The 24,506-nt window shown below is 52.5% G+C and carries 20 protein-coding genes; 3 read left to right on the top strand and 17 right to left on the bottom strand.

The annotated features are described in order from the left end of the window. Window positions 1-43: 43 nt before the first annotated feature. Complete coding sequence (locus G461_RS0120575; protein WP_026973268.1) at window positions 44-430, bottom strand: DUF6559 family protein; 387 nt, start codon at window positions 428-430, stop codon at window positions 44-46. Between the two features lie 502 nt (window positions 431-932). Further along, window positions 933-3,095, bottom strand: coding sequence for a hypothetical protein (locus tag G461_RS0120570; RefSeq protein WP_026973267.1), 2,163 nt, complete (start codon window positions 3,093-3,095; stop codon window positions 933-935). A 461-nt stretch (window positions 3,096-3,556) separates the two neighbouring features. Here G461_RS0120570 and G461_RS0120565 point away from each other — a divergent pair, with 461 nt between their 5' ends. Continuing rightward, window positions 3,557-3,898, top strand: a complete 342-nt coding sequence (locus G461_RS0120565; protein ID WP_026959202.1) for a YajD family HNH nuclease — start codon at window positions 3,557-3,559, stop codon at window positions 3,896-3,898. Between the two features lie 61 nt (window positions 3,899-3,959). On the opposite strand, the gene G461_RS0120560 is transcribed toward G461_RS0120565, so the two are convergent. The 10 genes from G461_RS0120560 to G461_RS0120510 all read right to left on the bottom strand — a co-directional run bounded on the left by G461_RS0120560 (window position 3,960) and on the right by G461_RS0120510 (window position 15,219). Further along, window positions 3,960-4,799, bottom strand: coding sequence for a class I SAM-dependent methyltransferase (locus G461_RS0120560; protein ID WP_026973266.1), 840 nt, complete (start codon window positions 4,797-4,799; stop codon window positions 3,960-3,962). Window positions 4,800-5,109: 310 nt separating this feature from the next. Beyond that, window positions 5,110-6,123, bottom strand: coding sequence for a magnesium and cobalt transport protein CorA (locus G461_RS0120555; RefSeq protein ID WP_026973265.1), 1,014 nt, complete (start codon window positions 6,121-6,123; stop codon window positions 5,110-5,112). A 247-nt stretch (window positions 6,124-6,370) separates the two neighbouring features. Next, on the bottom strand, window positions 6,371-7,297 hold the full coding sequence (locus G461_RS0120550; protein ID WP_026973264.1) for an AEC family transporter: 927 nt from the start codon (window positions 7,295-7,297) through the stop codon (window positions 6,371-6,373). Between the two features lie 13 nt (window positions 7,298-7,310). After that, window positions 7,311-8,084, bottom strand: coding sequence for a DeoR/GlpR family DNA-binding transcription regulator (locus tag G461_RS0120545; RefSeq protein WP_026973263.1), 774 nt, complete (start codon window positions 8,082-8,084; stop codon window positions 7,311-7,313). Between the two features lie 196 nt (window positions 8,085-8,280). Then, window positions 8,281-9,300 carry an aldo/keto reductase gene (locus G461_RS0120540; protein ID WP_211236306.1) on the bottom strand — a complete coding sequence of 340 codons (1,020 nt, stop codon included), beginning with the start codon at window positions 9,298-9,300 and terminating at the stop codon, window positions 8,281-8,283. A gap of 56 nt (window positions 9,301-9,356) precedes the next feature. Then, window positions 9,357-11,345 carry a substrate-binding domain-containing protein gene (locus tag G461_RS26305; protein WP_211236305.1) on the bottom strand — a complete coding sequence of 663 codons (1,989 nt, stop codon included), beginning with the start codon at window positions 11,343-11,345 and terminating at the stop codon, window positions 9,357-9,359. Further along, window positions 11,345-12,868: a sugar ABC transporter ATP-binding protein gene (locus G461_RS0120525; RefSeq protein ID WP_026973261.1), complete on the bottom strand. Its 1,524-nt coding sequence runs from the start codon at window positions 12,866-12,868 to the stop codon at window positions 11,345-11,347. The genes G461_RS26305 and G461_RS0120525 overlap by 1 nt, the downstream gene beginning before the upstream one ends. 25 nt (window positions 12,869-12,893) lie before the next feature. Next, window positions 12,894-13,316 carry an L-fucose mutarotase gene (fucU, locus tag G461_RS0120520; RefSeq protein WP_026959208.1) on the bottom strand — a complete coding sequence of 141 codons (423 nt, stop codon included), beginning with the start codon at window positions 13,314-13,316 and terminating at the stop codon, window positions 12,894-12,896. A gap of 8 nt (window positions 13,317-13,324) precedes the next feature. Next, on the bottom strand, window positions 13,325-14,179 hold the full coding sequence (gatY, locus tag G461_RS0120515) for a tagatose-bisphosphate aldolase subunit GatY (protein WP_026973260.1): 855 nt from the start codon (window positions 14,177-14,179) through the stop codon (window positions 13,325-13,327). Then, complete coding sequence (locus tag G461_RS0120510) at window positions 14,176-15,219, bottom strand: alcohol dehydrogenase catalytic domain-containing protein (RefSeq protein WP_026973259.1); 1,044 nt, start codon at window positions 15,217-15,219, stop codon at window positions 14,176-14,178. The genes gatY and G461_RS0120510 overlap by 4 nt, the downstream gene beginning before the upstream one ends. A gap of 181 nt (window positions 15,220-15,400) precedes the next feature. Here G461_RS0120510 and xylB point away from each other — a divergent pair, with 181 nt between their 5' ends. Continuing rightward, a complete protein-coding gene (gene xylB, locus G461_RS0120505) occupies window positions 15,401-16,888 on the top strand; it encodes a xylulokinase (protein WP_026973258.1) in 1,488 nt (495 codons plus the stop codon). A gap of 105 nt (window positions 16,889-16,993) precedes the next feature. Here the strand turns inward: xylB and gatZ are convergent, their stop codons facing one another. The 3 genes from gatZ to G461_RS0120485 form a co-directional block, all read right to left on the bottom strand. Beyond that, window positions 16,994-18,286, bottom strand: coding sequence for a tagatose-bisphosphate aldolase subunit GatZ (gene gatZ / locus G461_RS0120500; protein WP_026973257.1), 1,293 nt, complete (start codon window positions 18,284-18,286; stop codon window positions 16,994-16,996). 281 nt (window positions 18,287-18,567) lie between these two features. Further along, a complete protein-coding gene (locus G461_RS0120490) occupies window positions 18,568-19,599 on the bottom strand; it encodes a hypothetical protein (RefSeq protein ID WP_026973255.1) in 1,032 nt (343 codons plus the stop codon). Window positions 19,600-19,646: 47 nt separating this feature from the next. Next, window positions 19,647-21,251: an aldehyde dehydrogenase family protein gene (locus tag G461_RS0120485; protein WP_026973254.1), complete on the bottom strand. Its 1,605-nt coding sequence runs from the start codon at window positions 21,249-21,251 to the stop codon at window positions 19,647-19,649. 127 nt (window positions 21,252-21,378) lie between these two features. On the opposite strand from G461_RS0120485, the gene G461_RS0120480 reads away from it, so the two are divergent. After that, on the top strand, window positions 21,379-22,344 hold the full coding sequence (locus G461_RS0120480; RefSeq protein ID WP_026973253.1) for an AraC family transcriptional regulator: 966 nt from the start codon (window positions 21,379-21,381) through the stop codon (window positions 22,342-22,344). 101 nt (window positions 22,345-22,445) lie between these two features. On the opposite strand, the gene G461_RS0120475 is transcribed toward G461_RS0120480, so the two are convergent. Next, window positions 22,446-23,261 carry an SDR family oxidoreductase gene (locus G461_RS0120475; RefSeq protein ID WP_026973252.1) on the bottom strand — a complete coding sequence of 272 codons (816 nt, stop codon included), beginning with the start codon at window positions 23,259-23,261 and terminating at the stop codon, window positions 22,446-22,448. 59 nt (window positions 23,262-23,320) lie between these two features. Next, window positions 23,321-24,370 carry an NAD-dependent epimerase/dehydratase family protein gene (locus G461_RS0120470; RefSeq protein WP_026973251.1) on the bottom strand — a complete coding sequence of 350 codons (1,050 nt, stop codon included), beginning with the start codon at window positions 24,368-24,370 and terminating at the stop codon, window positions 23,321-23,323. Window positions 24,371-24,506: the final 136 nt, after the last annotated feature.

Genomic DNA, 24,506 nt, shown 5'->3' with positions numbered 1-24,506 from the left:
CTCCATCAGCAATTCGGCCTCAATAGCAGAGGCTTGTTAGCTATCAACCTCCTCCATCACCATCGCAACCGCCAAGGCCAAAATCTCCGCTAATACTATTTCCCAATTGCCTCGCTCTCGCGTAATCATGAAGATTTTTGAAGTTGAACCCCAAGCGACCACTAAAGCAATGATGTCCTACTTTTTCTCTTAGTTCTGCATACCCAAACTTAAATTTTTGCAACTCAGCCAAAGAAACATACTCTGATGGAGAGCAGAACATAGCGAATGCTATTTGAACATCATCATCGAGGCCTATCTCTTGTGCATATATAGCCACGACTTCGGCTCGCGAGTAAAAATCTTTTTCTTCGTACACCTCAAGCAACTCAATTGGAAGTCGCGAAGCAATTTTCCTGATTTTCGATCCTTCGAGCAGATACTTAAACACGGATACTCCAAAGACCTGTTAGTGGCACCAAAGCTAATAAGACATAGACAGCTATCATAGTGACCAAACCCTAAACTAAGATCTATGCTTTCTGAAAACTTAACTACTACTAAATCATCAGGGCATAATCACTTTCACTAGTTCAAAGTGATTCACGGCGATAAGGAAATCATCAACAACCTGGTACTCTGACCAACAATAGCGATGATCGCATCGAGACTCTTCTGCACTCAAATTACACTCGTCTCGCCAAAGCTTTTCAGGGATATCGGCAAATCTGGTGGTGTAATATTCGGTAATCCCCAAAAGGCACCTTAGCCTACATCTAAGGTTATACACCTCAACCAGATCTCCAACAAGATATCCTCCATAGTCGCGCTCTTCGATCCTTGAATCTAGAACACCGAATGCCCCCTCTAGAGCCACTCTATCGCTCTAGAGAGCTCTGGACTATTCACATGTGTAACCTGACGCTGATTATTGAACAGTCACAGAGTGGAGATTAACTCTCAACCAACTCGGGCCACTTTATCTCGAGCAACTCAATAAGCGAATCCGTTTTTAGTTCCTCAGGAAGCAAGTCTAATATTTCATTTTCACTTAGCTCTATTTCTATGCTTCCACTTTGATTTAAAGAATAAAATGAGATTTCCAGCTCACCAGCTCTATACTCAATTGGTATATCATGCGCAGCACGATCTGAAATTTTTTTGAGTTCTTTAAGCAGGCGACTCATATGTGCCTGACCAAATTCATTGCCACCGGGTAGTACACCATGCCATGTATAAGATCTAATTTCCGGCTTATCGACATCGATAAGAAGTTCGATTTTGTAAGCAGTGACCGGAACTTCTTGATTGTTACTATTTAACTTTTCTTCTTCTATTTCAGCTCTAATCTTTGCAGCTTCGTCTTCATCAAACATAATGCTAATCAACGCTTCTGCAAAGCCATCAGCGCCTTTGTTACTCTCAAGTTCTGGAACAACGACAGAATCAAACATCTGGTGATAGCTTCCCCACTCCTTGATAACAGCAATTTCCACTCTATGAATAGTTCCCCAAAACCCAAACTTAAAAGTAACTCCTTCACTTCCATTATAGTCAACGGATTTTCCACTATAAATTAACTGATACCCATCTTTATCAAACGCACGAATCAGCCCACCAACTCCCCAAGTAATATCTGGAATCTCATATCCTTCAGGAATGCTATAAACAACCAAACCACCTTCAATAGTAACTGTATGATTATCTATCAACTCACTTTTTCCGGGGGTTGCGTTTACCCACTCCATTTCTATTGGATAATCAACTCTCACACTCCCCCTCACGGCTGTTTTTCCTGAAATTAGCTCAACCTCTTTATCAACCTCGCCGCCATTGACATCTATAGCATTCTCATAGAAAGAATAGATAACTCCATTTATTCTTGTATAGAACTCTAATGGCACATAGTTATCACCAGGCTCTTGCTTAAGATAAAGATCGCTAAAAAATGACTTTGCATGTAGCGAGTTCCCATCATCAGATAGGTGAACCTTTAACTCTGGAGTATTAAAGCTAGCCAAGGCTTCACTGCGCTCAAAACCAACTAAGGTCTTCTTTATTTGATCTTTTATGGTTGTAGTCTGATAGTTTATACGCCCTGATACTTCACTAGTAGGGCCATCGGTTACCATTCGATAATCATCGATATCCATATCAACCGTTGGATCATTAATAGCAGTTACCTCAACAAACCTCTCTTCCTTGTCTTTCCTAAAATAGAGCTCGATTTTATCCAACTCGCCCTTAAACATTGCATGAAAAACAGCTCTTCTAATTCCCTGTTTGCCGGGAAAATCCTCTTCACTATAATCTTTAACCGTTCTATCATCTTCATAATAGTAAGCCATACCCATTGCGTCTTCGACCAGCAAATCACCCGACTTGTTGTAACCATATATAATGAAGTTCTTAAGGCTGCTATAATCAAAACTCAACCTGACGTAGCTTTTATCAAGAACCTCCATCGTTAGCTCTGAGCCCAAGCTGGTATTTTTAATGTTACCGACATCTTCCTTTGATAGCTCAACCATTTCATAACCCGGAAAGAAATAAAGCCTCGACTCACCAGATACATATTCAATCTCAGATAATGAAATCTCCTCCTCCAGTTCTACACCTGCCCCCAAGTACATACTCATATGATCAGCAACGCCATTATTGTGATTAACGTAATATATGTTTACATCTTCCCTATCAACAACAGTATCTGACTTAATGACATTCTCACCTTCGGTAGTCATAACCTTAAGCCAACGAAAACCAACAGCCATATTCTGAGGGTCATTTGATATCGCATTGAAATCAACATGTTGTACATTTACACTTTCAGATGATTCAGATTGCTGACGTATTATATAAAATGATTCTTGGAATTTTGTAATTCTACGTTCCAACTCCTCACTACTTAGCACTTCCGGCAGATCATAATCAGCAATTTCTTCTGGCAACAGAGCTCCTGATTTTTCAACTAACCCCTCTATCACTCCTAATCTTTCAAACTCTCTATTATAATAACTATCTTCCATCGGACTTGCTCCAGAAGTATTCGTAACACCCACAAAAAACATAGCCACCGCTACGATTCTTTTAAATGTCATTGATTTAATTACAAACATCACAACCTCAAATAAAGATCACAGACACCAATAAGAACAGTTCACAGAAAAACATACTTAACAAAAAAATCTAATGCTAATTCATGAAATCTTATGCACTAATTAACAACGACCAGTCATTATTATTATTCAATAAAAAACAATAATGACTGATCAATCATCTTCAGTCCACATTTACTAAGCGCATGTCAATGAGATATACACAATGCCTAGCATCGGAAACCAACAAGTTAGTTGTTCTGATAGATCCATTTGCCACTGTGTCTCGCATTATGTCGGCGGGAGAATCAGTCTAGAGAAGGAGATCTAATCGAAATAGCTTGCTCGAGCAGCAAATAAGCTAGATAACTGCTTACTGAGAAAATACCTGTAGCCATACTCACACTTGCAGGCCCCGGCCGATGACAATCCCAGACTAACTGCTATCATGGCGGTTGGTTTAACTGCATTCTTAACAACCTATGGCTTATATCCCTAAACAATACGCCAGCTTAGAGCGTGGCTATCGCGAGCAGGCGTTGAAACTCTTTCCTTGGGTATGCGGTCGCTGCACCCGCGAGTTTGTTTACTCCAACCTGCGCGAGTTAACCGTGCATCACATCGACCATGATCACAGCAACAATCCCGCCGACGGCTCGAACTGGGAGCTGTTATGCCTGTATTGTCACGACCATGAGCACTCGAAGTACACCGAGGCCAAGCAATATGGCTCTACAGTAAAAGCAGGCGAGGATCTGGAACGCGAGCAGGCCACCCACAACCCTTTCGCCGACCTGAAAGCGCGAATGGCAAAAGGCAAGTAGCGCTAAACACAGAAAAACAAAGGGGCGAACATCGCCCCTTTTGATTAATCCCTTCTACCAACTACTGGTGGCCAATAATGACCGCCATTTCGTCCCCTTCGGTGTAGGGCCTTCCCCGCAAATCGCTGTAGTGGGCTTTAATGGCTAAGCCATGCTCTGCTAACTCGCGGCTAAGCATCTCGACGGTGAAGTGCTGCAGCCAGTTATATACCGTCCATGCCTTGTCTGCTTGGCTAATCACGTACTTGTCTAAGGTGACCAAGTCATCTTGATAGGTAAATGATGATTGAATGCACCAATACTCCTCGGCACTCCAAAAGCCGTTCATGGCGTTTTTCTCAAGGCTGAGTGATTCGCTTTGCTTGGTAAAGCGGCTAGCAGTATAGACATCAAGTGCAATCGAGCCATTCTCTGCCAGCAACGATTTGAACTTGCGAAACAGAACCGAGCGCTGGGCAGGGCTTAATGCGCATAGGTCGCACATCACCAACGTGATTAAGTCGAACTTACGCGCATCGCTGTAATCCAGGTAATTCCCCAGATGGTACTCGATGGCAAGGTTTGCCTGATTCGCTTGCTCTTTGGCGTAGTTAAGTGAGTTTTCAGAGAAGTCTAAACCCACTACGGTCCCTACCCCTTTCGCCTTTAAGCGCTGGGTATACAGACCGGGGCCGCAGCCAAAGTCGAGGGTTTTCGATGCGGCATTCAGACCAAACTCGGCAACTAGCCAGTTGGCAGATTCATCGATAAATGCCGGGGTTCGTGATGCAAGGCTTAAGTCAGGGTTGAGGTGGAGACTCAACATCTGTTTTGCGATATGGCGGTCAGCCCACAGCAGCTCAGCCGTGTACTCAGACCAAACAACCGGCTTAGCCGTTGCTTCATTAATTTGTTTGAACATTAGGTGTTATTCCAACAATAAAACATTGCCGTCCTCACCTAAGGCTAAAGAGAAAGTGACTAACCTTTAGCAGCGTAAGGACGCATAGAAGAAAGAGCTTGTTGAAAAATAAACATATCGGGCCTCCTTAGAACTGAGTAAATAACGCGCGCAGCCTATCAACAGCTAACGCAGCAGGCAATCAAAACAGAGTATATAAAACTGGTTATCTTCTCGGTACCTTCGGAAAACAGCGAGTAGCGCAAGTGGAAGAACAGCACCTATTCGCTTCGCCCTCCACAAGCACGTTCAAGCATTGTTGATTTAGCACCTACAAGAACAGCCACAGTATCGCTGCGGGCACATTGCGCACAGCAATTAAGCACAATAGGATCAGCGAGGAACCAAACCACCCGGTAAAAATTCCCCCACAGCAACTAATAGCGCGATCAACGGTAGGACTACTGTCATCCCAGTTGGGTAAAGGATTGGAACTGGGAGCAGGAGCAATTGTGCTCGTTCCCCAGGTAAATCCGGTGACCAAGCAAAATAGCGCTGCCAACACCCATGTTATACCAGCCAATGCCCACCATCCCGAAAGCCAGTGTAACGCCAACAGGCACAAATAGATGACAAAAGCTGTAAGAGTGGAATATGCCTTATCTTTAAACCATTGGGGCCTGATGGTACTAGCCAGCCACATAAGCATCACATGCAACGCACTAAAACCAAGTAAAACGGGTACCTCATCGGGAGCGCCCCAATAAATGCTAAACGCGGTGTTTAAGGCGCCAACGGAGCAGACAGCAGCCAAGCAAGTACCAAGTAAACTCCATATTGGTCTTCTCGAATAGGAGGCGATCTGCATACCAAGTATCAGTATGCTGGGAAACACCCAAAAGCTGTGCCTCCCCAGCTCAAGAGCCGCCACCACATACAATACATCGAAGTGGCCTAAGAGCAGGTAATTGACCACCAACAACGCCAAGCTGAGTGCCGCAATCAAACTATTGTAAGCAAAATCAGACAGGAAAATTGGGCTATAGCGTACTAAGTACTGCAGCTTCGCTTTCTGCTTATCATCTAAGCTTTGCTCAAAATTCTCGCGTTGTTCCTTGGTCAAACTATCTAAAAATGGAAGAATTTGATGCCTTGGTAAACGCCCTAGAAAACCAAGCTGCCTCTTAGGCTCGCTTTCTAGAAACAGTTCCTGCTTAACTTCAAGCGACAATTTAGAAAGCAGCTTTCTGGCTTGATTCGGCGGATAATTGAAAATGCTGAATATTAAGTAACTCCGCACCCTAGTGCCCCCCTTTGGATTCTTGGAAGAATCTACCTCAAGCACCAGTTCGCGCCTAAGGCAATATTGCGATTACGTTGATATCTAGGGGGTGATTATGCTCAGCGCTACTAATGACGGCAAATCATCTTTAAATCAGGCAAATATCACACAGATATTTGAATGTGAGACAAATAATTCTAGTAGATCCGCCTTATCTGACTGAATCGCAGTTAGACATTCACATGCGATGCTTAAGCAGAGTTGCTTTAATATCGAGCCCACAATGAGAAGGTTTTATCAGCCCAGACTCCTAGCCTAGTAGATATCCCAATCCCAAGATCACCGGCCCCGCCACCAAAAAGCTATACAACCAGCAGGTATTCGCCACATCCTGATCCAGCCGATACAGTAGCGACGGAACAGTCGCCATAAACCCGGTCGGCATGGCGCTAAGCATCAAGCACACCCCCGCCAGCAGCCCATCGTAGGCGCCCCACAAGTCAAACACTGTCAGCAGCCCCGCCACAAAGCTGAGTACCAGCAGCGGGCGCAGCAAGGACAAGCGCAGGGCAATCGGTGCCCAAGCCTGATTCCCACGGGTGTTAAAGGTTAGCCCCACCGCAAACACCATCAAGATGGTCGACATCGGCACCGTCCAAGGGATCACCTCGCCAATCCATGCCGGCCGGGGAATACCGGAGAGGTTCAGGGCAAAACCGACGGTAATCACGGTGAGCATCAGTAAGAACAACGGGTCGCGCCATATTGATCGGCGCGCTGGGATATCGTCGGCCAGGCTGCTGCGCCGGGCGAAGGGGAAGACCCAGCCAAAGTACATCAGCTCCTCACACAGCTTGTAGATGGCCAGTAGCGCCACCCCACTCTCGCCAAACAGCAAAAACACCACTAAGTTGCCGAGTGAGCCCCAGTTGTAGATGGCGGCAATCGGCACCATCGCGCCGGTTTGCTGGGGGCTGAGCTGATAGTGGCGGGATAGTGCGAAGGCTAGTAGTACGCCCACTACCACCGCCATAACGCCGAATAGCGGCAACAGCAGCAGGCTGCGCTCGATATGCTCGAGCTGCCACAGGGCGTTGAATACGGTAAAGGGGATCAACACGCCAAGGGAGAAACGGCTGAGGATTAAACCAATAGACTTGCAGCGGGACTCGCTCAGCCAACGCTGGCTGCCCTGCCCCAAGATAAAACCGATAACCACTACCACTAATATCGGCATTGTGAGGTCCTTACTACACGGTGATTACATCAATCCCCAAGGCTTCGAACTGGGCTTTGGTTTCGGGCGCGATGGCCTTGTCGGTGACCAGGGTATCGATGCGTTGTGCTTCCAGCACGCGGTTAAAGCCAATCCGGCCCATCTTGCTGGAGTCTACCACGGCGATGACCTTCTGTACGCACTTGGCCATCACGTCGGTAATCGCATAGCCCTCGTTGAAGGTGGTAATGCCCTTGTCCGGGTCGATACCATCGGCGCCGACAAACAACACGTCGGCCTGTACGTTTTGCAGGCATTGCTCGGCCTGGTAGCCATGCAGCGACTTGGTTTTGCTGCGGTAGGTGCCGCCGACAATTACTAGCGTCATCTCTGGGGCATCCATGAGCGCCGATGAGGCGGGTAGATTATTGGTGACCACGGTATAGCCGCCGCTTTTAGCCAGCTCTGCTGCCACTAAATGGGTGGTGCTGCCGCTGTCGATAATGATTGAATCGCCCTTGGTGACCAGCTCGGCGGCGGCCATGGCGATGCGCTGTTTGGAGTCTTTGTTGATGTCGTAGCGACTTTCGATATTCTGTTCTTGCTCTTTTTGCGAGAGCGGTAGCGAGTGCAGTGCTTGGGCACCGCCGAAGAAGCGTTTTAGCTTACCTTGCTGCTCCAGCAGCTTAAGGTCGGAGCGGAGGGTTACCTCGGAGGTATCAAACATGCCGGAGAGCTCTTTCACTTCCACCTGCTCGCGCTGGGTTAACAGCTCCAGGATCTTCTCTCTACGCTTTAATGGGTTCATCTACTAACCTTCTGCAACCAACTCACTGTGCAATCTATATCGGCTCTTTATCTTAAGAGCAGCCTCGGCATATCCGCCGGATTCTTTCGATTGCCTTCAAATTCCTTGAAAGGCAGTTTACCCGATAAGTGATTGAAGTAAACTGCCATTTAATGAAAGTATCAATGACAAGGAGGGGGAGATTTAAGAGGCCGGTTCACGAGGCGATAGTGCCATCTAAATCCCACAGGTCTTCCCAGCCTTTAGAGCCTTCCCACAGGAATACCTGGCCTTTGATCAAACGGTTGTTAGCGTCGATCTTGGCCAAATCCTGCATCTCCTGATCGTTAAGCGGGTGCTCGGTCACGCTGCGCAAATTGGAATAGTACTCGTTCTCTCTAACGGAGAAAGGAATAGGTACGTGGCCGCGCTGCACCGCCCACTTGATACAGATAATTGCCGGATGCACGCCCAAGCGCTTGGCCGCAGCCTGCACCACCGGGTGCTCGATATCCACCAAATCCTCGGCGGTCTTGTCGCGATCCGGGCGAGTCGGTGAGCCAATCGGGCAAAAGCCGATGGGCACGATATCGTTGGCGGTGAGGTAGTCGAACATCGCCTGTTGTTGGAACAGTGGATGACACTCCATCTCGCTTACCGCAGGCTTAATCGCGGCATCGCGCAGCACCAACTCCAGCTTGGGAATGGTCATATTGGAGGTGCCAATGGCTTTCACCAGCCCCATCTCCACAAGTTGCTCCATCTGCCGCCAGGTCTTCATAAAGGCCTTGTGGATGTAGGGCGTGGCATCGGGGCTACGGGAGTCGCCATCACAGCCAATCGGGTGGAAGTTGGGGAATGGCCAGTGCACCAAGTACAGGTCCAGATAGTCCAACTGCAGGTCCTGCAACGATTGCTTACAAGATGCGATCACGTTGTCGTGCTGGTCGTTCCATACCTTGGAGGTGATGAATAGCTCTTCACGGGGAATCGCAAAATCTTGCTGGGCCCGCGCCAATACTTCGCCAATCTGCTGCTCGTTGCCATAGATAGAGGCGCAGTCGATCAGCCGGTAGCCGGAGCGAAGCGCGCCGTATACCGCCTCAGAGACTTCCTCGGGGCCGAAGCGGTCCGAGCCGAAGGTGCCCATGCCGATGGCCGGCATCGATGCGCCATTGCGAAGTTGTTTGGTGGGGATAAGCGATTGAGCGACCACCATATCTGTTGTTATTGTCATCTTTCCTCCTCAGCCCCCGGCAGTGCCGGGGGAGTCATGACCACTGCAAGTTAGGCTTAGTAGAGAACTGCAACCGCTTCTGGGCTGTCGATATTGTCTTTAGTCACGTACACCACACCGGTGTCGATGTAATCGGCGATCTTCTCACCTTGCAGGATTTTAGCGACGGCTTTCACGCCCTCGTTACCCATGCCGTAGGAAGACTGCACAACCGCGCCGTGCAGCACGCCATCGCGAACAAACTGTTGGATGTCGGAGTTACCGTCGAAGGCAACCGCCACAATCTTGCCAGCATAACCACGCTGCTCGATGGCGCGCGCCATGCCCACTGCGGTAGGTTCGTTTGAGCCGAAGATACCCACCAAGTCGCTGTTCGAGGCCAGTACGTCCACGGTTTGGTTAAGTGCAGTGGCCATATCGGCGTTGGAGTAGAACGGACCAATCACTTCGTAGCCCGCCGCTTCAATGGCTTCCTGGAAGCCGCCATCGCGGTCCATGGCCGAACCAGAGCCGGCGGTAAAGCTCATCATGGCGATCTTGCCCTTGCGGCCATCCAGCGCGGCAATCATCTGCTCAGCAGCGAGTTTACCCGCAGCGCGATTATCGGTAGACAGGAAGGACTGATGGTATTTGCCATCGTCGTTCAGGCCAGAGTCAATCAGCGCTACTGGTACGCCGCGCTCCCAGGCCGCTTTCAGTGCTGGCACTAGCGCGTTCGGGTCAGTTGGGGCGACCACCAAACCGGCGACACCACGGTTTAGCGCGTTTTGAATCATGTTCACCTGCTCGTCCACGGCGGTCTCGGCAGCCGGGCCTTGGAAGGTGACGTTGTACTCACTTAACTCGTTACCTGCATCGGTGGAGCCACCGCGTACGTTCTGCCAGAAGTTGGAATTCTCGGTTTTTACCACTACTGCGATTTCCTTGGCGGCAGCCATGGCGGAGGTACTCCAGCCAAAGGTACTCATACACAAAGCAAGCGTTGCTATCGTAGCTATTTTATTGACTTTCATGCCTTTTATATCCTTTTTGGTTTTTTCTGTAGGGTTTTTCGGTTTATTACCAGAGTGCGTCCGATACTGGTCGTACGCGACGGTAGCGACAATCACGCCACCAATAACAATCTGTTGAACAAAGAAGCTGACGCCGTTCATATTTAGGCCATTACGCAGCACACCGATGATGAACGAGCCAATCACGGCCCCTGCCACGGTGCCCACGCCGCCCATCAGCGAGGTGCCGCCAACCACCGCCGAGGCAATCGCATCCAGCTCGGCCATCACGCTGCCGTTGGGCTGAGCGGTAACCAGACGGCTGGCGATAATGATGCCGGCCAGGCCTGCTAGTGCGCCGGAGGCGGTATACGCGACCATCTTCACCTTGTCGGTGTCGATACCCGAGAGGCGGGCTGCTTCTTCGTTAGAGCCAATGGCATAGAGGTAGCGGCCGATGCGGGTACGCTTGAGCACGAAGGCAAACAGCGCCACCACAATCAGCATCACGATCACCGGATAGGGAATGCCGGCGAACTTGACCAGCGGGAAACCGTTCTCGCCGATCTCTACCATGCGAAATAGCGCGCCGTTGCCCAGATAAGAGAAGGACTCGGGCATGCCCGATACGGGTGCGGCATTGGTGATATACAGCGCCACACCGCGCGCCATCATCATCATGCCAAGGGTGGCGATAAACGGTGGCAGCCGCAGCTTGGCCACAAACAAGCCGCTAATCAGGCCACAGCAGCCGCCGGTTAACACGCCCACCAGCATGCCCAGTGGCACCGGCAGGCCTGCGTTTACCGCCATCGCGGCAGTCACGCCAGAGAGCGCCATCACCGAGCCAATCGACAGGTCGATACCGCCGGTGATAATGGTCAGCATCACGCCGATACCGATGATAGTAATGGTGGAGGTTTGCAGCCCCACGGTCATGATGTTGCTCATGGTCATAAAGTGTTGGCTGGTTAGCGAGAACACCACCAACAGTGCGAACAGGCCGCCCAGCGAGGCGAGTTTTTGCAGCATGGCTTTATGTTGTGCAGTCATTAGATCGCCTCCTCTAGCTCGGGAAACATGTTCTTCACCCCTGTTGCGTATTGCATAATCTCTTCCTGATTGGTTTCAGGGGTGTTCAACATCGCTGTCATCTGCCCCTCCTTCATCACAACGACCCGGTCAGACATGCCGAGCACCTCTGGCAACTCGGAGGAAATCATGATTACCCCAACTCCTTCGCTGGCCAGTTCATCCAGTAATTGGTAGATCGCGTATTTTGCGCCGACGTCGATACCGCGAGTCGGCTCGTCAAAGATCATCACCTTGGCATCGCGGAACAGCCATTTGCCAATCACCACCTTCTGCTGGTTGCCGCCGGAGAGGTTGTTCACCAGCTGCTCCACGGTGGGGGTTTTGATGGCCATCTTGTCGATAAAGGTGTTGGCTGCTTCCACTTCCGCCTTGTGGGATATCACGCCCATGCTGTTGCTCACCTTGTCCATGGATGCCATGGTGGTGTTCTCGCGGATACTCATCTTGACCGCCACGCCGTTAAGCTTGCGGTCTTCCGAGAGGTAGGCGACCCCAGCTTTAATGGCATCGGAGGGCTTGCGAATCATCTTCTTAACCCCATGCACCAAGATGTCGCCTTGGGTTAACTTGTCGGCGCCGAACAAAGCCCGGGCCAACTCGGTACGCTTGGCACCGACCAGCCCGGTAATCGCTAGGATCTCGCCCTTGCGCAGGTCAAAGTTCAGCGGCGCGAATACCCCGGCGCGGGCCACGTTCATGGCCGAGAAAATCAGGTCATCGCAGATCTCCGCTTGCTTGGCCGGGAAGTGGTTATCGAGGGTACGGCCGACCATCTTGGCGATGATCTCGTCCATGCTGATTTCGTCGAAGCGGTGGTTGGAGACATACTGGCCATCGCGGAAGATGGTGATATGGTCGCAGATCCGCTTCAGCTCATTCATCCGGTGGGAGATGTAAACAATCGCCACGCCCTTGGCGCGCAGCTTGTCCACCAGCTCAAATAGCGCGTCGATCTCGCGGTCGGTGAGCGCCGAGGTGGGCTCATCCATAATCAGGATTTCCACATCGAAGCTCAGCGATTTGGCGATCTCCACCATCTGCTGCTTGGCCACCGACAGGGTGTTAACGATGTCGGTGGGCAGCACGTCGATGTCGAACATTTTCAGTAGCTCGGCGGCTTTGCGCTGCATGGTGGGGTAGTCAATCAGTCCGTTCTTGAGCGGCTCGCGAGCGAAGAAGATGTTCTCAGCCACCGACAGATGGGGGATCAAATTCAGCTCTTGGAAGATCATCGAGATCCCCGCCTGCTGCGCCTCCAGCACCGAGCTAAAGGCCCGCTCTTCACCCTTGTAGGTGATGCAGCCTTGGTCGGCCTGGTGCACGCCAATCAGCACCTTCATCAGGGTGGATTTGCCGGCCCCGTTCTCGCCCATCAGCGCGTGAACCTCGCCAGCGCGCAATTGGATATGCACATTGTCGAGCGCCTGAACCCCGGTAAAGGCCTTGGAGACTCCGCTCATGGTCAGTATTGGACTACTCATGGTCATTCCTTAACTTGCAGCGCGTTTAGTTAGTTGGCGTAACGCCTTTTTTTAGTAATAAATTGCCGTACTTACGGGTAGTGCCGGTGACCACCACACAGCTGGCACTTTGGGTGCGGTCGTAGAACTCGAAGCGTTCCACCGAGTAGAGCTCGGTGCCTTTGGGCAGCGCCCGCTGGTACTCATCGAGCAGCCCTTCCGGGTAACGGTCGTCGCCGACAGTTTTCATTACCACTGCCTTGTCAGGCACATATTGGTCGAGCTCGATAAGCTCACAGATGGCGGCCGCCAGCTCCGAGACCTCGCAGCCACGCGCCTGAATCACCGTCTGGTTACAGCTATGTGCTGGGAAGTGGATGTCGCTGAGTACCAACTCGTCGCCGTGGCCCATTCGGGCCAGTTGATAGAGCAACTCAGGGGGAATAAGTGGGCTAATTCCTTTTAACATGTCGACTCCTATAAGCGTCCGGCGCTGCCGCAGATATCGATTTTCTGTTTGATGACGTTAGCCATCGCCAGCTTGGCTTCCACGTTGTAGACCCGTGGGTCGTTCACCGAGGGGTCGTCCTGGAACACTTGCTTGAGGGTATCGGCGTAGGCAATCTTCAGCTCAGTAGCAACGTTTACCTTGGCAATCCCCATATTCACGCAGCGCCGTACATCCTCGGCCGATACTCCAGATGCACCGTGTAGCACTAGCGGAATCGACACCAATTCAGCAATCGCTTGCAGCCTGACAAAGTCCAAACGCGGCTCTTCCTTATACAGCCCGTGAGCCGTACCAATCGCGACTGCCAGCGCATCGATGCCGGTGCGCTCAACAAACTCAGCGGCTTGCTGCGGGTCGGTATAGGGCTCTGCAACATGGTCGACAATCAGGTCGTCTTCTTGACCGACAAGCTGGCCTAGCTCCGCTTCTACACTACATCCATAGGTGTGACAAAGTGCCACCACGCGTTGTGTGAGGTTAACGTTTTCCTCGAAGCTAAAATGAGAGCCGTCTATCATCGCCGAGCGGATCCCGCCTTGAACTTTGGTCGCAATGTCCTCGATATCGGTGTGATGATCGAGGTGCAGTGCTACCTGCATACCGCGCTCGTTAGCAGCGGCATTGACCAAGGCGATCAGCTCGCTGGTGCCTGCATATTGATAGGTGGAAGGCGTGCCTGCCAGAATCACTGGCGACTCCATCTCCCGGGCGGTATCCAGTACGCAGTGCACCGACTCCAAGTTATGGATGTTAAAGGCGGGAACGGCATACCCTCCCTTGCGCGCCTGCTCCAACAAGTATTTGGTATGCGTCAAGCTCATGCTTGCTCTCCCCATTTCAGTAAGATTTTTCCGGCCGGGTTACGGCCATTCAGTGCCAGAACCTGCTGGCTGTAGTTATCCGGTGCTAACACCTGATCCACCAGCAGCTCGGTGTTGATTTGATTGTTGGCAAACAGCTCTTTGGCGATCTGCCATTCCATGCCGGGATACGGCGCCGAGTAGTTCATCCACGAGCCGCTAAGGTTGAGCTCTTTGCGGAGGATTTGACCGAACTCTTGATGGCTCATCTGCAGGTCTTGGTGCAGGGTGCCAATCAGCGCGATGGTGGCGCGAGGCCCGGCTATAGCCAGACATAGCTTGACGGTGTCCGGATGACCGGCGGTTTCCAACAGCAGCTGTGGTGCTTGCTGTGGATTAGCGATGCTGTCGGCGCTCTGTTCGGTGCGCGAGTTAATGCATTGATCAGCGCCTAGGGTCGCGGCCTTATCCAGCTTGGCATCGTCGATATCGATGGCGACCACACTGGCCGCGCCCAAGGCTTTAGCCGCTTGCACCGCCAACAGTCCGATGGTGCCGACCCCAACCACCACCACTTGCTTGCCCTCACAGCCGCCGTTCATCAGCATGGCGTGCAGGCTCACGGTGAGTGGCTCAAAGAAGGCCCCTTCCAGCGAGCTAACGCTGCCATCGAGTTTGAAGCAGCACTTGGCGGGTACTTGCACGTACTCAGCGTTCGCCCCCTGTACCCGCGAGCCGACAAAGCTGTAGTCCTTACATAGGCTGTAGCGCCCGGCGCGACACTCGCTGCACTCGCCGCAGGGAACTAAAGGAGCACAGGCGATGCGGTCGCCCAGTGCCAGCTCTTCTACCTCGGCGCCAAGCTCAACCACTTCACCTGAGAATTCATGCCCTAACACGATGGGATAAAAATGCGCACCGTTGTGGAAAATGCGGGGGAGATCCGAGCCACACAGACCCGAGTAGTGCACCTTCACAATTACTGCATCAGCAGCAGGCTCCGGTTTGGCTATGTGGGTCAGCTCTAGTTTTTTATTTGCTTTCACGGCAATACTGAGCATTGATGATTCCTTTTCGAAGACTCTTTCATTGACAAGATAAAAACTTTCGATACCTTGTAAATTAGATCCAATAACTTTCGTTTTCTATCTTTATCTTTCGAAAACTGTTGTTTGATCACATTTATCGTCGCTTTTTTGTTCACACTAGTAAGCGACAGACTGAATCAACACGGACGGAAACATGTATCTGGGAATAGACTGTGGAACACAGGGCACCAAGGCGCTGCTGTGGCATAAAGGACAGGTAATTGGCGAGGCCTACCAGCCTCATCAACTGGTAAGTAAAGACGATGGCACCCGTGAGCAGGCGCCTGCGCAGTGGTTTGAGGCCTTAATCCAAGCGGCACAGCAAGCCATTAATGAAAGTGGCTTTCCTGCTAAGCAACTAAAAGGGATTGGCGTATCCGGTCAGCAGCATGGCTTGGTGATCCTCGATGAGCGGCAACAGCCACTGCGCGATGCAATACTGTGGTGTGATACCCGCCCCGAGCAAGCCTTGAAAGATTTCGAAAGTCACTATGGGTTAAATTTTCCGGTGCAACTGGGGATCCCGGTGCCGGTGGCCTTTACCTTAGGCAAACTATTGTGGGTTAAGCAACACCAGCCTGCGCTGTTCCAGCGCATCGCCTACTTGATGCTGCCCCACGACTACCTCAACTTTCGCCTCACCGGCAACTATACCGCTGAGCCGGGCGATGCCTCGGGAACCGGCTTTTTCGATACCCAGCAACGCGAGTACCAGCGTGACATTCTGGGGTTGTTGGAGCTGCCAGCAGGCTTTCGTCTACCGGAGCTTATCGACTCAGAGCAAAGCTGTGGCCGGGTTACCAAAGAGGTGCAGGCGCTGCTGGGCTGTGGGCCAGAGGTGATCGTCTCCAGCGGCGGGGGCGATAACATGATGGCGGCGATCGGCACCGGTAACGTCGCACCCGGCCTGCTGACCATGAGCCTTGGTACCTCGGGCACCGTCTATGGCTATAGCGAGCATCAACTGGATGCCTCGACCCTGCCCGATCTAAATACCTTCTGCTCCTCCAGCGGTGGCTACCTGCCGCTGGCCAGCACCATGAACGTCACCACCGCCAACAACCAACTGCTGGCGCTGACCAACCATTCAATCAGTGACTTTGATCAACTACTGGCACAGGCCCCCATCGGCGCCGAAGGGCTGCGCTGCCTGCCGTTCTTTAACGGCTCGCGCCTGCCCAACCTGCCCGATGCCAGCGGCGCACTATTGGGCATGCGCGCCAATAACCTAAGCCAAGCCAACCTGTTGCGCGCCGGCGTCGAGGCGGTCAGCTACAACCTGGTGAAAGGGGTGGAGGTGCTCAAGCACGCCGGGCTGGCGTTCAATGCCATCCGCTTGATTGGCGGCGGCGCCAAGAGCCCGCTGTGGCGACAGATGCTGGCGGATATCTCCGGCCTTCCAGTATCGGGCTTAGCGGTGGGTGAAGCGGGCGCCTTGGGCGCAGCACTGCAAGCCTGCTGGGCTCGTAGCAACCTGCATCGCCGCGGACTGACCATCAGCGAGCTTTGCCAACACTATATTCAAGAGCAGCCCAATAGCCAGGTCGCGCCGCAGTCGAATCAGGACTACCAGCAGCACTACCAGCAATATCACCAACTGCTGAATGACTATGTCGGGCACTACCAGCACCAGTTTGTTTAGCGCGTGCCCCAAATGAGCAAATGAAAAAGCCGTGCTATTGCTGCACGGCTCTTCTATTAACGATCCCCAAACACTCCGTGCTTTAAGCACTCTCTGATAAAGCCCTTAAGCGCTTTCGGACAAGACTGGAGCTTGCTGTCCCTCACAAGCAAAACGGTACTCCGCCAGCACCTCTTCAATCTTGGACAAGATAATCTCCTGCGGCGTTGCCTCTAGCTGGCCGGTGAGTACCAACTTGTACTGGCTCGGCAGGTATTGGCTGAGTAGCCCCAATGGAATACTGCAGGCGCTGAGGTTGTCGCTCATTCGGGCGATGGCCGCCTCAATCTTATCGTCGGTCCAGTAATAACGGATCCGATCGGACAGGCTGTAGCCAAGCTGCACCAAGGCGTGGGAGTAGGTTTGGCTGTAGTAGTCCTGCCAGTACTGGCGGTTATCCAGCAGTACTTGGTTGATCACCTCTTTGAGGTGGCTTTGCTTGGCCGGGTCGACGATCTGCTTCTCGATTTCGGCCAGTGCAAAAATAGCCTCGCGCATGGCAAAGGTCAGCCACGGCCCGACTTTTAGGATGGCGAAGTGGTCCTCAACCATCTCCTGCAGATGCTCACGGGTTTGATAGTCGGTGGAGTGAGCCTCATACAGATACGGGGTCTCTTCGATAAAGCGCGACAGGGCCTGGGCATTCTCACGCCGATAGTGGATCACATTGGAGTGATCGAACTCCACCGCAGGCTGCACCACAACCCCCACCACCCGCTCTAGCGCCGAGTAGATGCCCGCCTCTTCAAAGGCCTGCTTGTGGGTTTCGATGGTAGAGCGAGCATCACACACCTCGGTGACATGCACACTTTCAATCGCCTCTTTTTCGCCACCGGGTACCGGTACCTCAGTGCCAATCACATAACATAGCTGGCGCTTCTGATCCTCGGTGGCGGTGCGCTCGGCGATATAGGCTAGCCGTGCAGCCCGCCGGGCCACCTCCATGGGCGGCAGGGGCACTGGGTCGTCGGCGCAGGACATCGATGCATCGAGGTGGATCTTGGAAAAGCCAGCACGAACGTAGTCTTCAATCAAGCGCTCAGATTTGAGCATGGCCTGCTCAGCAGATTCTTTTTGCCAGCAATTTGGCCCCAGATGGTCGCCACCGAGCACTAAGCGCTCCAGTGGAAAGCCCTCTTCTTCAGCGATCTGATGGACAAAGTCCACAAAATCACGCGGCACCATACCGGTGTAGCCACCGAATTGATTCACCTGATTGGAGGTCGCCTCGATCAGCGCCACCGCATCGCTATATTTCTCGAAACGCAGTACCGCCCGGATCACATTGGGATGCGCCGAACAGATGGAGCAGATCCCCCCACCCAAGCCCGCTTTATGTCTTGCCACGATATCCTTCATGCCTTACCTCTTCCTAATGCAACTTTCGTTATCTTTCGTTTATTTTTGATCCATTCGCGCAAAAAGTAAACATTCGCAATATGGAATTTATCATCACGATTGCTAAGAACCACGAAAACCGTCGAGAAGAAGCGTGAAGCGAGCAGCATAGGAGCGGCCCTCACGGCATCCAACAAAGTTTTTTGTACTAGCCGAAGTGGACTCGGGGCCTTACTGAAAAAGTGGCAGGCGTTATCCAAAGCGATAAGCAGGCCCTAAAGCCTGCTTATCTCGGCGGAGGATTAAGCGAAGGGGTTTTGAACGTAGCCGTAGTGGTTATAGATAATCTGCTGGGTAAACACGTCGGTGGAGCCGACACCCACATTGTACAGTTGGCTTAGCTGCGCGTACTTCTCAAGATTCGATACAACTCGTGAAGTCTCAAACCATGCACTGCCTGTTTGTGGAAAGCTAGCACCGAGCGCTTCTAACAATAAGGTCTCCCCTTCCAGGGTATTGGCGATGATCTTAGAGTTCATGCGCATCGAGCCATCAGGCATCACCCGCAGGAAGTTACGCCCCGAGATAACGCCATTGATCGAACCGGCCGTTGGGCCTGAGAAATAGCCGTTCATCCGCAGCCCCTGCTCGGGGATCTCAACTTGCCCACTAAACACCGCGTTGATATCAGCGCCAAAGGCCTCCACCCCGTTTAAACGCCCTTCACCGGCGTAAATTAAGGTGGCAGCGCTGTCCTGCTGCAGCGGTTCGAGTTTAAATGGAAAGTTGGCGTAGTCGACATGGCTGTCATCGGGATCACTGAAGGCCTTACCGCCCGCATAGAACGGCTTGCCGTTGCCGAAGGGATTAGTGGCTACCGCGTACAGTTTCAACCGCGCTTTGGCGCGCTGAAAATCAACCTGCCCCTTGGCAAACAGGTGCAGGTTGTTCAGGTCACTGTAGGCCTCGGTGTTGTGATTCAGCACCACCTGGTAGCTCAGCGTGCCATCACGTGCGACTTCTCCTAGTAAGCGCAATGAAATCCTCACCCCACCCTCGGTAACAATAACGCCATGAACGTTGTTACTCATCGCTTGGCCGGCGTGGATATGCAGGTATTCAGTTTGGTTGAAGGTCCCGTTAATCTCGCCGGTCACGGCACCATAACTGTCCAAGCATACTTTAGCGCCGCCATCGGGTAAGGGCGTTCCGCCGCTAATAAGCTCGATCGGGCTGACGCCAAAACCTTGGGTAGCCACCACGCCATATTCCATCTCGGCGAACAGCTCGCCGTGCCGCTCTAGTGAGCGGAAGAATTCTGCTGTATTGGTCATCAATCTTTCCTCTTAAGCACGCCAATCTAGGGCGTGTTGACTTAGTACTAGAAGTCTTTCTTCTTACAACCGCTGGTCATTGCGCCACCCACTAAGCGAGTAAGGTTCATCCAGCTTGGATCGACGGCGTAGCGGGCCATGCCATTGGAGAGGGTGTCGAAGGCAGCCTTGGAGCGATTGATCATATGGCCGGGCGACATAAAGCTGTCTTCAATTACCGATTTCTCGATATTCTCAAAGCCGAGCAGGTTGCCAAAGTTACCGTGTCCCGAGACAAAGGGCTGGCCCTCGCGCTGCTCGTTGCCACCCCAGGTGAGGTAAGGGCTAAGGAAGACAAATGGCGGCATGGTGTTTACCGTAATCCCGCCATAGTGCATATCGGCGACCGCCTGACTGACCGCGTTTTGGTGCTGCTTGCGGGTGTATTCATCCACCAGCAGGCAAGCGCCCAAGGTGCCGTGCAGTTTGCTGTTACAAAAGTCCACCGCATAGCGCAAGAAGGCCTCTGGCTCGGCGGCCACATCGAGGGGGATCTCATTGATGATCTGACAGAAAGCCTCGTTGTTCACCGCATAACCATCTTCTTCAACACCAGTGATAAACATAAACTTGCCGCTCTGGTATTTGCCCTGCTCGGGTTGCAGGATTTCGGCATCGGGGTAGGCCTCGGCAAAGCCTTCCCACACCTTGTCAGAGCCGGGGTAGTAGGTGCCCGCCGCTGGAGTAGTCTCGCTAATCGCCACACGCAGCGCCGTTAAGAACTGCTCGCGCTGGGGCCACTGCTTGCTGGTGATAATCGATTGCGGGCGACCGCATACCGCCCCGCCGTTTAGCTTGGCAGTTGTCGCAATCTGCACCGCTTGGTGTTCGATCTCTTTGTCGGTCCAGGGGCGAATGCCGGGTACAATCAGACATGGGTTATTGCCGCCGCACTCAGAGACCAGCTCTGCGCTTGAGGCAGCTTGAATCGCTTCGGCAGTGCCAGTGCCACCGGTGAAGTAAATCTTATCGATGCGCGAGTCTTGGGTAAGGTCGCGGCCTTGGTCGGCATCGCAGAAGCTGAGCGCGCCAATCTCCACTAACGGGGCGAAGATGGTTGCCCACACCTCATCGGTCTTTTGGTTCAAATGATGGGGCTTGTGCACCACGGCGCAGTTATCGAAAAACATCGCCTTGACCATCTCCAGCGATGAGCTGTAGTTGCCCGCGCCCAAGACTGCGATGATGCCAGCAGGCTTGTCCATGGGGCTAACCTGTTTAGGCTCGCCAGTCACATAGACATAGGCTTTCTGCCCACCGGCCATAATCTTCTCTTTGGCGGTGGCGGGAAAGACTTGGATGCGATGCCCAGCGCCCACCGGCTCTACCCCTTGAGGAGCCAACATCTCACCTTTTGCCAGTGCTTCGTATAGCTCAATAGCAGCAGACAGAGTATTGGCTATCGGTACCACCGTGGCCACCTTGGACTCCGCCGGACCAAACAAGGCCTCGCCCATCAAGCCGTTTTTCATTTCAGCGTCAGAGCTGGCCAGCTCATCACCATGGGACTTGAGGTTGTGGCGCACTTGCTCCAGCAGATGTAAACGTTCCAGCACACTGGTGTTCGCCCACTGCTCCGGTTTAAGACGGTCGATTGCTGTACTTGCCTTCATAACTCACTCCGTAGAATCTATCGAACGAGTTAAAGGCTAGCCCAGTACAGGGCCAGTCTTAATGCCATAACACGCCAACTTGCGTACCAAAGACGCCAACTATACTAAGGTGTGATATGGAGGAACTATGCCGCAAAACCAACGCTATCTGATGGACCTGACTTGGCCAATGCTGGTCCGTCGCTTTGGCTTCGAACTACGCGATATTCTGATAGAAGCCGACCTCGATCCTGATCTGTACGACGCCCCCCATCCTAGCCTCAACGCCGATGAGTATTTTCGCTTTTGGGAGGCCTTTGTCAGACTGGGCGGCGGCGAGCCATTTTGTATTGAACTGGCCGAGTTGATCCGCCCTGAGACCTTCAGCCCACCGCTACATGCCGTGTTTTGCAGCGAGGACCTTAACCGTGGCTTTGCCCGCTTGGCGGAGTACAAAATCTTGGTCGGCCCAATGCTATTGGATGTCAGCGTGAACAAGTACACCACCACCCTTAGCCTCAAGAAGCTACCGCTGCTGGACTCGCCGCCAAAAGCTCTGCTCGCCGTTGAGTTAGTGATGATGACCGAGCTGGTCCGTCAGGCCACTTGCCAGCGAGTGGTACCACTGAAAGCAACCCTGCCGTTCACGCTAAACCAACCCGAGCTGTTCGAGGCGTATTTAGGTACCAAGGTAGAACTGGCCAATGGTTACTCGCTGATGTTTAGCAGCTTTGATGCCAGCCAGCCCTTCGTCAGTGCCAACCGCAGCTTGTTGGCATTACTCGAACCCGAGCTACGTAAACGCCTCTCGCAGCAACAGCTTGGCAGTATACGCAAACGGGTGAGTGAGCAATTACTAGAACTGCTACCCAGCGGTGACTACAGCATCGATAAGGTTGCCAAGCAACTCGCCATGAGCAAACGCAGCCTGCAACGACAGCTCACCGAAGAAGACACCAGCTTCCAGCAGGAGGTAAAACGGGTACGCCAACAACTGGCCAAAGAGTACTTGGCTGACCCTCAGCTAAGTCGCTGCCAGATTGCTTTTTTACTGGGATATCGCTCGACCCGCTCGTTCGCCAGGATGTTCGCTGAGCTTGAGACATCTGCTTGAAGTAGATAGAAAAAAGACGGCAGAGCATGGGATCAACTCTGCCGCCAAAAGCGCTTAAACTTGACTAAGGAAAGGTTTAAACGAAAGGGAGCTAATAGGCTCTAAAAGCCAAACTGCTGCTTTAGTCCGCCCATAAATTCTTCATCACTCTGTGCTTTACGCGCGGCGATAATCGCCTCGGCATCGGCGCCAGCGATGTAGCGGAGTTGGCTGCTACCGTCCGTGGCGGCAGTCCAAATGACTTGAGCAATATCTTCCGGCTCTGAAGGCTGAGTGGGCGAGTTGGCAAAGCCCTGCATAAGATTCGCGACCACGCCTTGGTACTCACTCATGCTCTCGTCGTTGTTGAAATCAAAAGAACTACCGGCAAAGTTAGTGTTCACCAGGCCGGGCTCCACCAGCTTGACCCTCACACCGATTGCATCCAGCTCGTAGTACAACGCTTCCGACAGGCCCTCAACCGCATACTTAGAGCCGTGGTAGAGCGCACCGAGTGGGAAGGCAACCTTGCCACCCATCGAGGAGACATTGATGATGCTGCCACTGCCGTTGCTGCGCATATGTCCCAATACTGCCTTGGTGACTTCAAACAGGCCAATCACATTGGTATCGAACTGGCGGTGGATCTTCTCCATTGGGGTGGCTTCCAGCACCCCATAAGCGCCATAGCCAGCGTTGTTTAGCAGCACATCGATAGCCCCAAAGTGTTCAATGCCCTGTGCAACGCAATCAGCAATCGATTGCGGCTCGGTAACATCGATCCTCGCCAATAGCACGTTGTCCAGTTGCGACAGCTCCTGTTCTTGCTCCGGCTTGCGCATGGTGGCAATCACATTCCAGCCTTCCGCCTGAAAGCGCTTGGCACTTGCCTTGCCGATACCACTGCTGGCACCGGTAATCAAAATTGTCTTGGCCATGTTTGCTCCTTACTGTGTTAGGTACGATGTTATGTAGGGTTAGGCTTGCTCAGGCTTCGCTACTTGCTAAACACCCCGTTCTCGATAAGTTGCTGGAAGAAATCTTCCATGGTTTGCTTGAGCGGACGGTACTCCATATCCAGCTCCATGCGGCTCTTGCTGTTATCTGCATGCAGCGAATAGTCAACGTTGCGACGCACGTATTGGCGACTCATCCCTGCCAGCGGCCCAATGCACATCATCAACCACTTCGGTAGACGACGGCGTGGGATGGGATATTGGTCGCCATATTTGTCCAACAGTTGACCGGCGAGCTCAAGAAACGAGGAATCGTGACCACTGATGATGTAGCGGCCCTTGGCTGCGGCAGTCAGTCCGGCTTTTAACTGGGCCTGAGCGAGATCACGCACATCCACCGCACACATGCCCACATGGGGCAGGCCTACCTTCATGGTGCCATCACCCATCTGCTTGACGATATTGAACGACTCAGAGGTGGCGATCGGTTTAATTCCGGGGCCCAGTACGAACGAGGGATTGATGGTAATCAGCTGCCAGCGTTGCTGCTGGGCGTGCATCTCCCACGCCGCGCGCTCGGCGACAGTTTTAGAGTAAGAGTAAGGGTTGTGCGATAAGCTGGAGCTGGTGTTCCACATGCCCTCGTTGAGCTGCAGGCCCATAGCATCGGCATTGTCACCATAGATTGCGGCACAGCTACTGGTCAGAACCACCCGCTTAACCGACTCACTGCGGTTCACCGACTCCAGCACATTACGTGTGCCCTTAAGGGCAGGGTCGACCAACTCGCGCTGTGGGTCCTTAAAACTCAGAGTGAACGGCGAGGCGGTGTGATACACCAGCTCACAGCCGGCAAACGGCGCATCAAACGCGCCTTGCTCAAGCAAGTCCGCCTCAAAGAAGTGCAACTCGCCAGGCAAGGATGCAGCCAGCTCATTGAGATAGCCAACCCGCTGCTCGCTGCTATCGCGTACCGTGGCATGCACACTAAAGCCCTGCTCCAGCAACAGTTTAATGACCCAGCCTGCCACGTAGCCGGTTGCACCGGTTACGGCAATCGGTTTACTTGGGTCAATCACGGGTACTTGCATAACAACTCCTTATTCGCTTGGCTTTACTCTAGTCAGGATGGCTAGCCCTATTGCGCCAAAGCGCGCCAAGATCGGGTCAAAGCACGCCTATCAGGTGCGGCCTATTCAGTTGTCACTACTCTAGAGTTCCCGGCGG

The sequence above is a fragment of the Aliagarivorans marinus DSM 23064 genome, from assembly GCF_000429485.1.
Taxonomy (GTDB): Bacteria; Pseudomonadota; Gammaproteobacteria; order Enterobacterales; family Celerinatantimonadaceae; genus Aliagarivorans; species Aliagarivorans marinus.
The sequence above is the reverse complement of the archived record's forward strand: the minus strand, read 5'-3'. Positions and strand labels throughout refer to the sequence as shown.

Coding starts and splice junctions, on each gene's coding strand:
- G461_RS0120570 (WP_026973267.1), bottom strand. CDS start 3,095: ATGTTTGTAATTAAATCAATGACATTTAAAAGAATCGTAGCGGTGGCT.
- G461_RS0120565 (WP_026959202.1), top strand. CDS start 3,557: ATGGCTTATATCCCTAAACAATACGCCAGCTTAGAGCGTGGCTATCGC.
- G461_RS0120560 (WP_026973266.1), bottom strand. CDS start 4,799: ATGTTCAAACAAATTAATGAAGCAACGGCTAAGCCGGTTGTTTGGTCT.
- G461_RS0120550 (WP_026973264.1), bottom strand. CDS start 7,297: ATGCCGATATTAGTGGTAGTGGTTATCGGTTTTATCTTGGGGCAGGGC.
- G461_RS0120545 (WP_026973263.1), bottom strand. CDS start 8,084: ATGAACCCATTAAAGCGTAGAGAGAAGATCCTGGAGCTGTTAACCCAG.
- G461_RS0120540 (WP_211236306.1), bottom strand. CDS start 9,300: ATGACAATAACAACAGATATGGTGGTCGCTCAATCGCTTATCCCCACC.
- G461_RS26305 (WP_211236305.1), bottom strand. CDS start 11,345: ATGACTGCACAACATAAAGCCATGCTGCAAAAACTCGCCTCGCTGGGC.
- G461_RS0120525 (WP_026973261.1), bottom strand. CDS start 12,868: ATGAGTAGTCCAATACTGACCATGAGCGGAGTCTCCAAGGCCTTTACC.
- fucU (WP_026959208.1), bottom strand. CDS start 13,316: ATGTTAAAAGGAATTAGCCCACTTATTCCCCCTGAGTTGCTCTATCAA.
- gatY (WP_026973260.1), bottom strand. CDS start 14,179: ATGAGCTTGACGCATACCAAATACTTGTTGGAGCAGGCGCGCAAGGGA.
- G461_RS0120510 (WP_026973259.1), bottom strand. CDS start 15,219: ATGCTCAGTATTGCCGTGAAAGCAAATAAAAAACTAGAGCTGACCCAC.
- xylB (WP_026973258.1), top strand. CDS start 15,401: ATGTATCTGGGAATAGACTGTGGAACACAGGGCACCAAGGCGCTGCTG.
- gatZ (WP_026973257.1), bottom strand. CDS start 18,286: ATGAAGGATATCGTGGCAAGACATAAAGCGGGCTTGGGTGGGGGGATC.
- G461_RS0120490 (WP_026973255.1), bottom strand. CDS start 19,599: ATGACCAATACAGCAGAATTCTTCCGCTCACTAGAGCGGCACGGCGAG.
- G461_RS0120485 (WP_026973254.1), bottom strand. CDS start 21,251: ATGAAGGCAAGTACAGCAATCGACCGTCTTAAACCGGAGCAGTGGGCG.
- G461_RS0120480 (WP_026973253.1), top strand. CDS start 21,379: ATGCCGCAAAACCAACGCTATCTGATGGACCTGACTTGGCCAATGCTG.
- G461_RS0120475 (WP_026973252.1), bottom strand. CDS start 23,261: ATGGCCAAGACAATTTTGATTACCGGTGCCAGCAGTGGTATCGGCAAG.
- G461_RS0120470 (WP_026973251.1), bottom strand. CDS start 24,370: ATGCAAGTACCCGTGATTGACCCAAGTAAACCGATTGCCGTAACCGGT.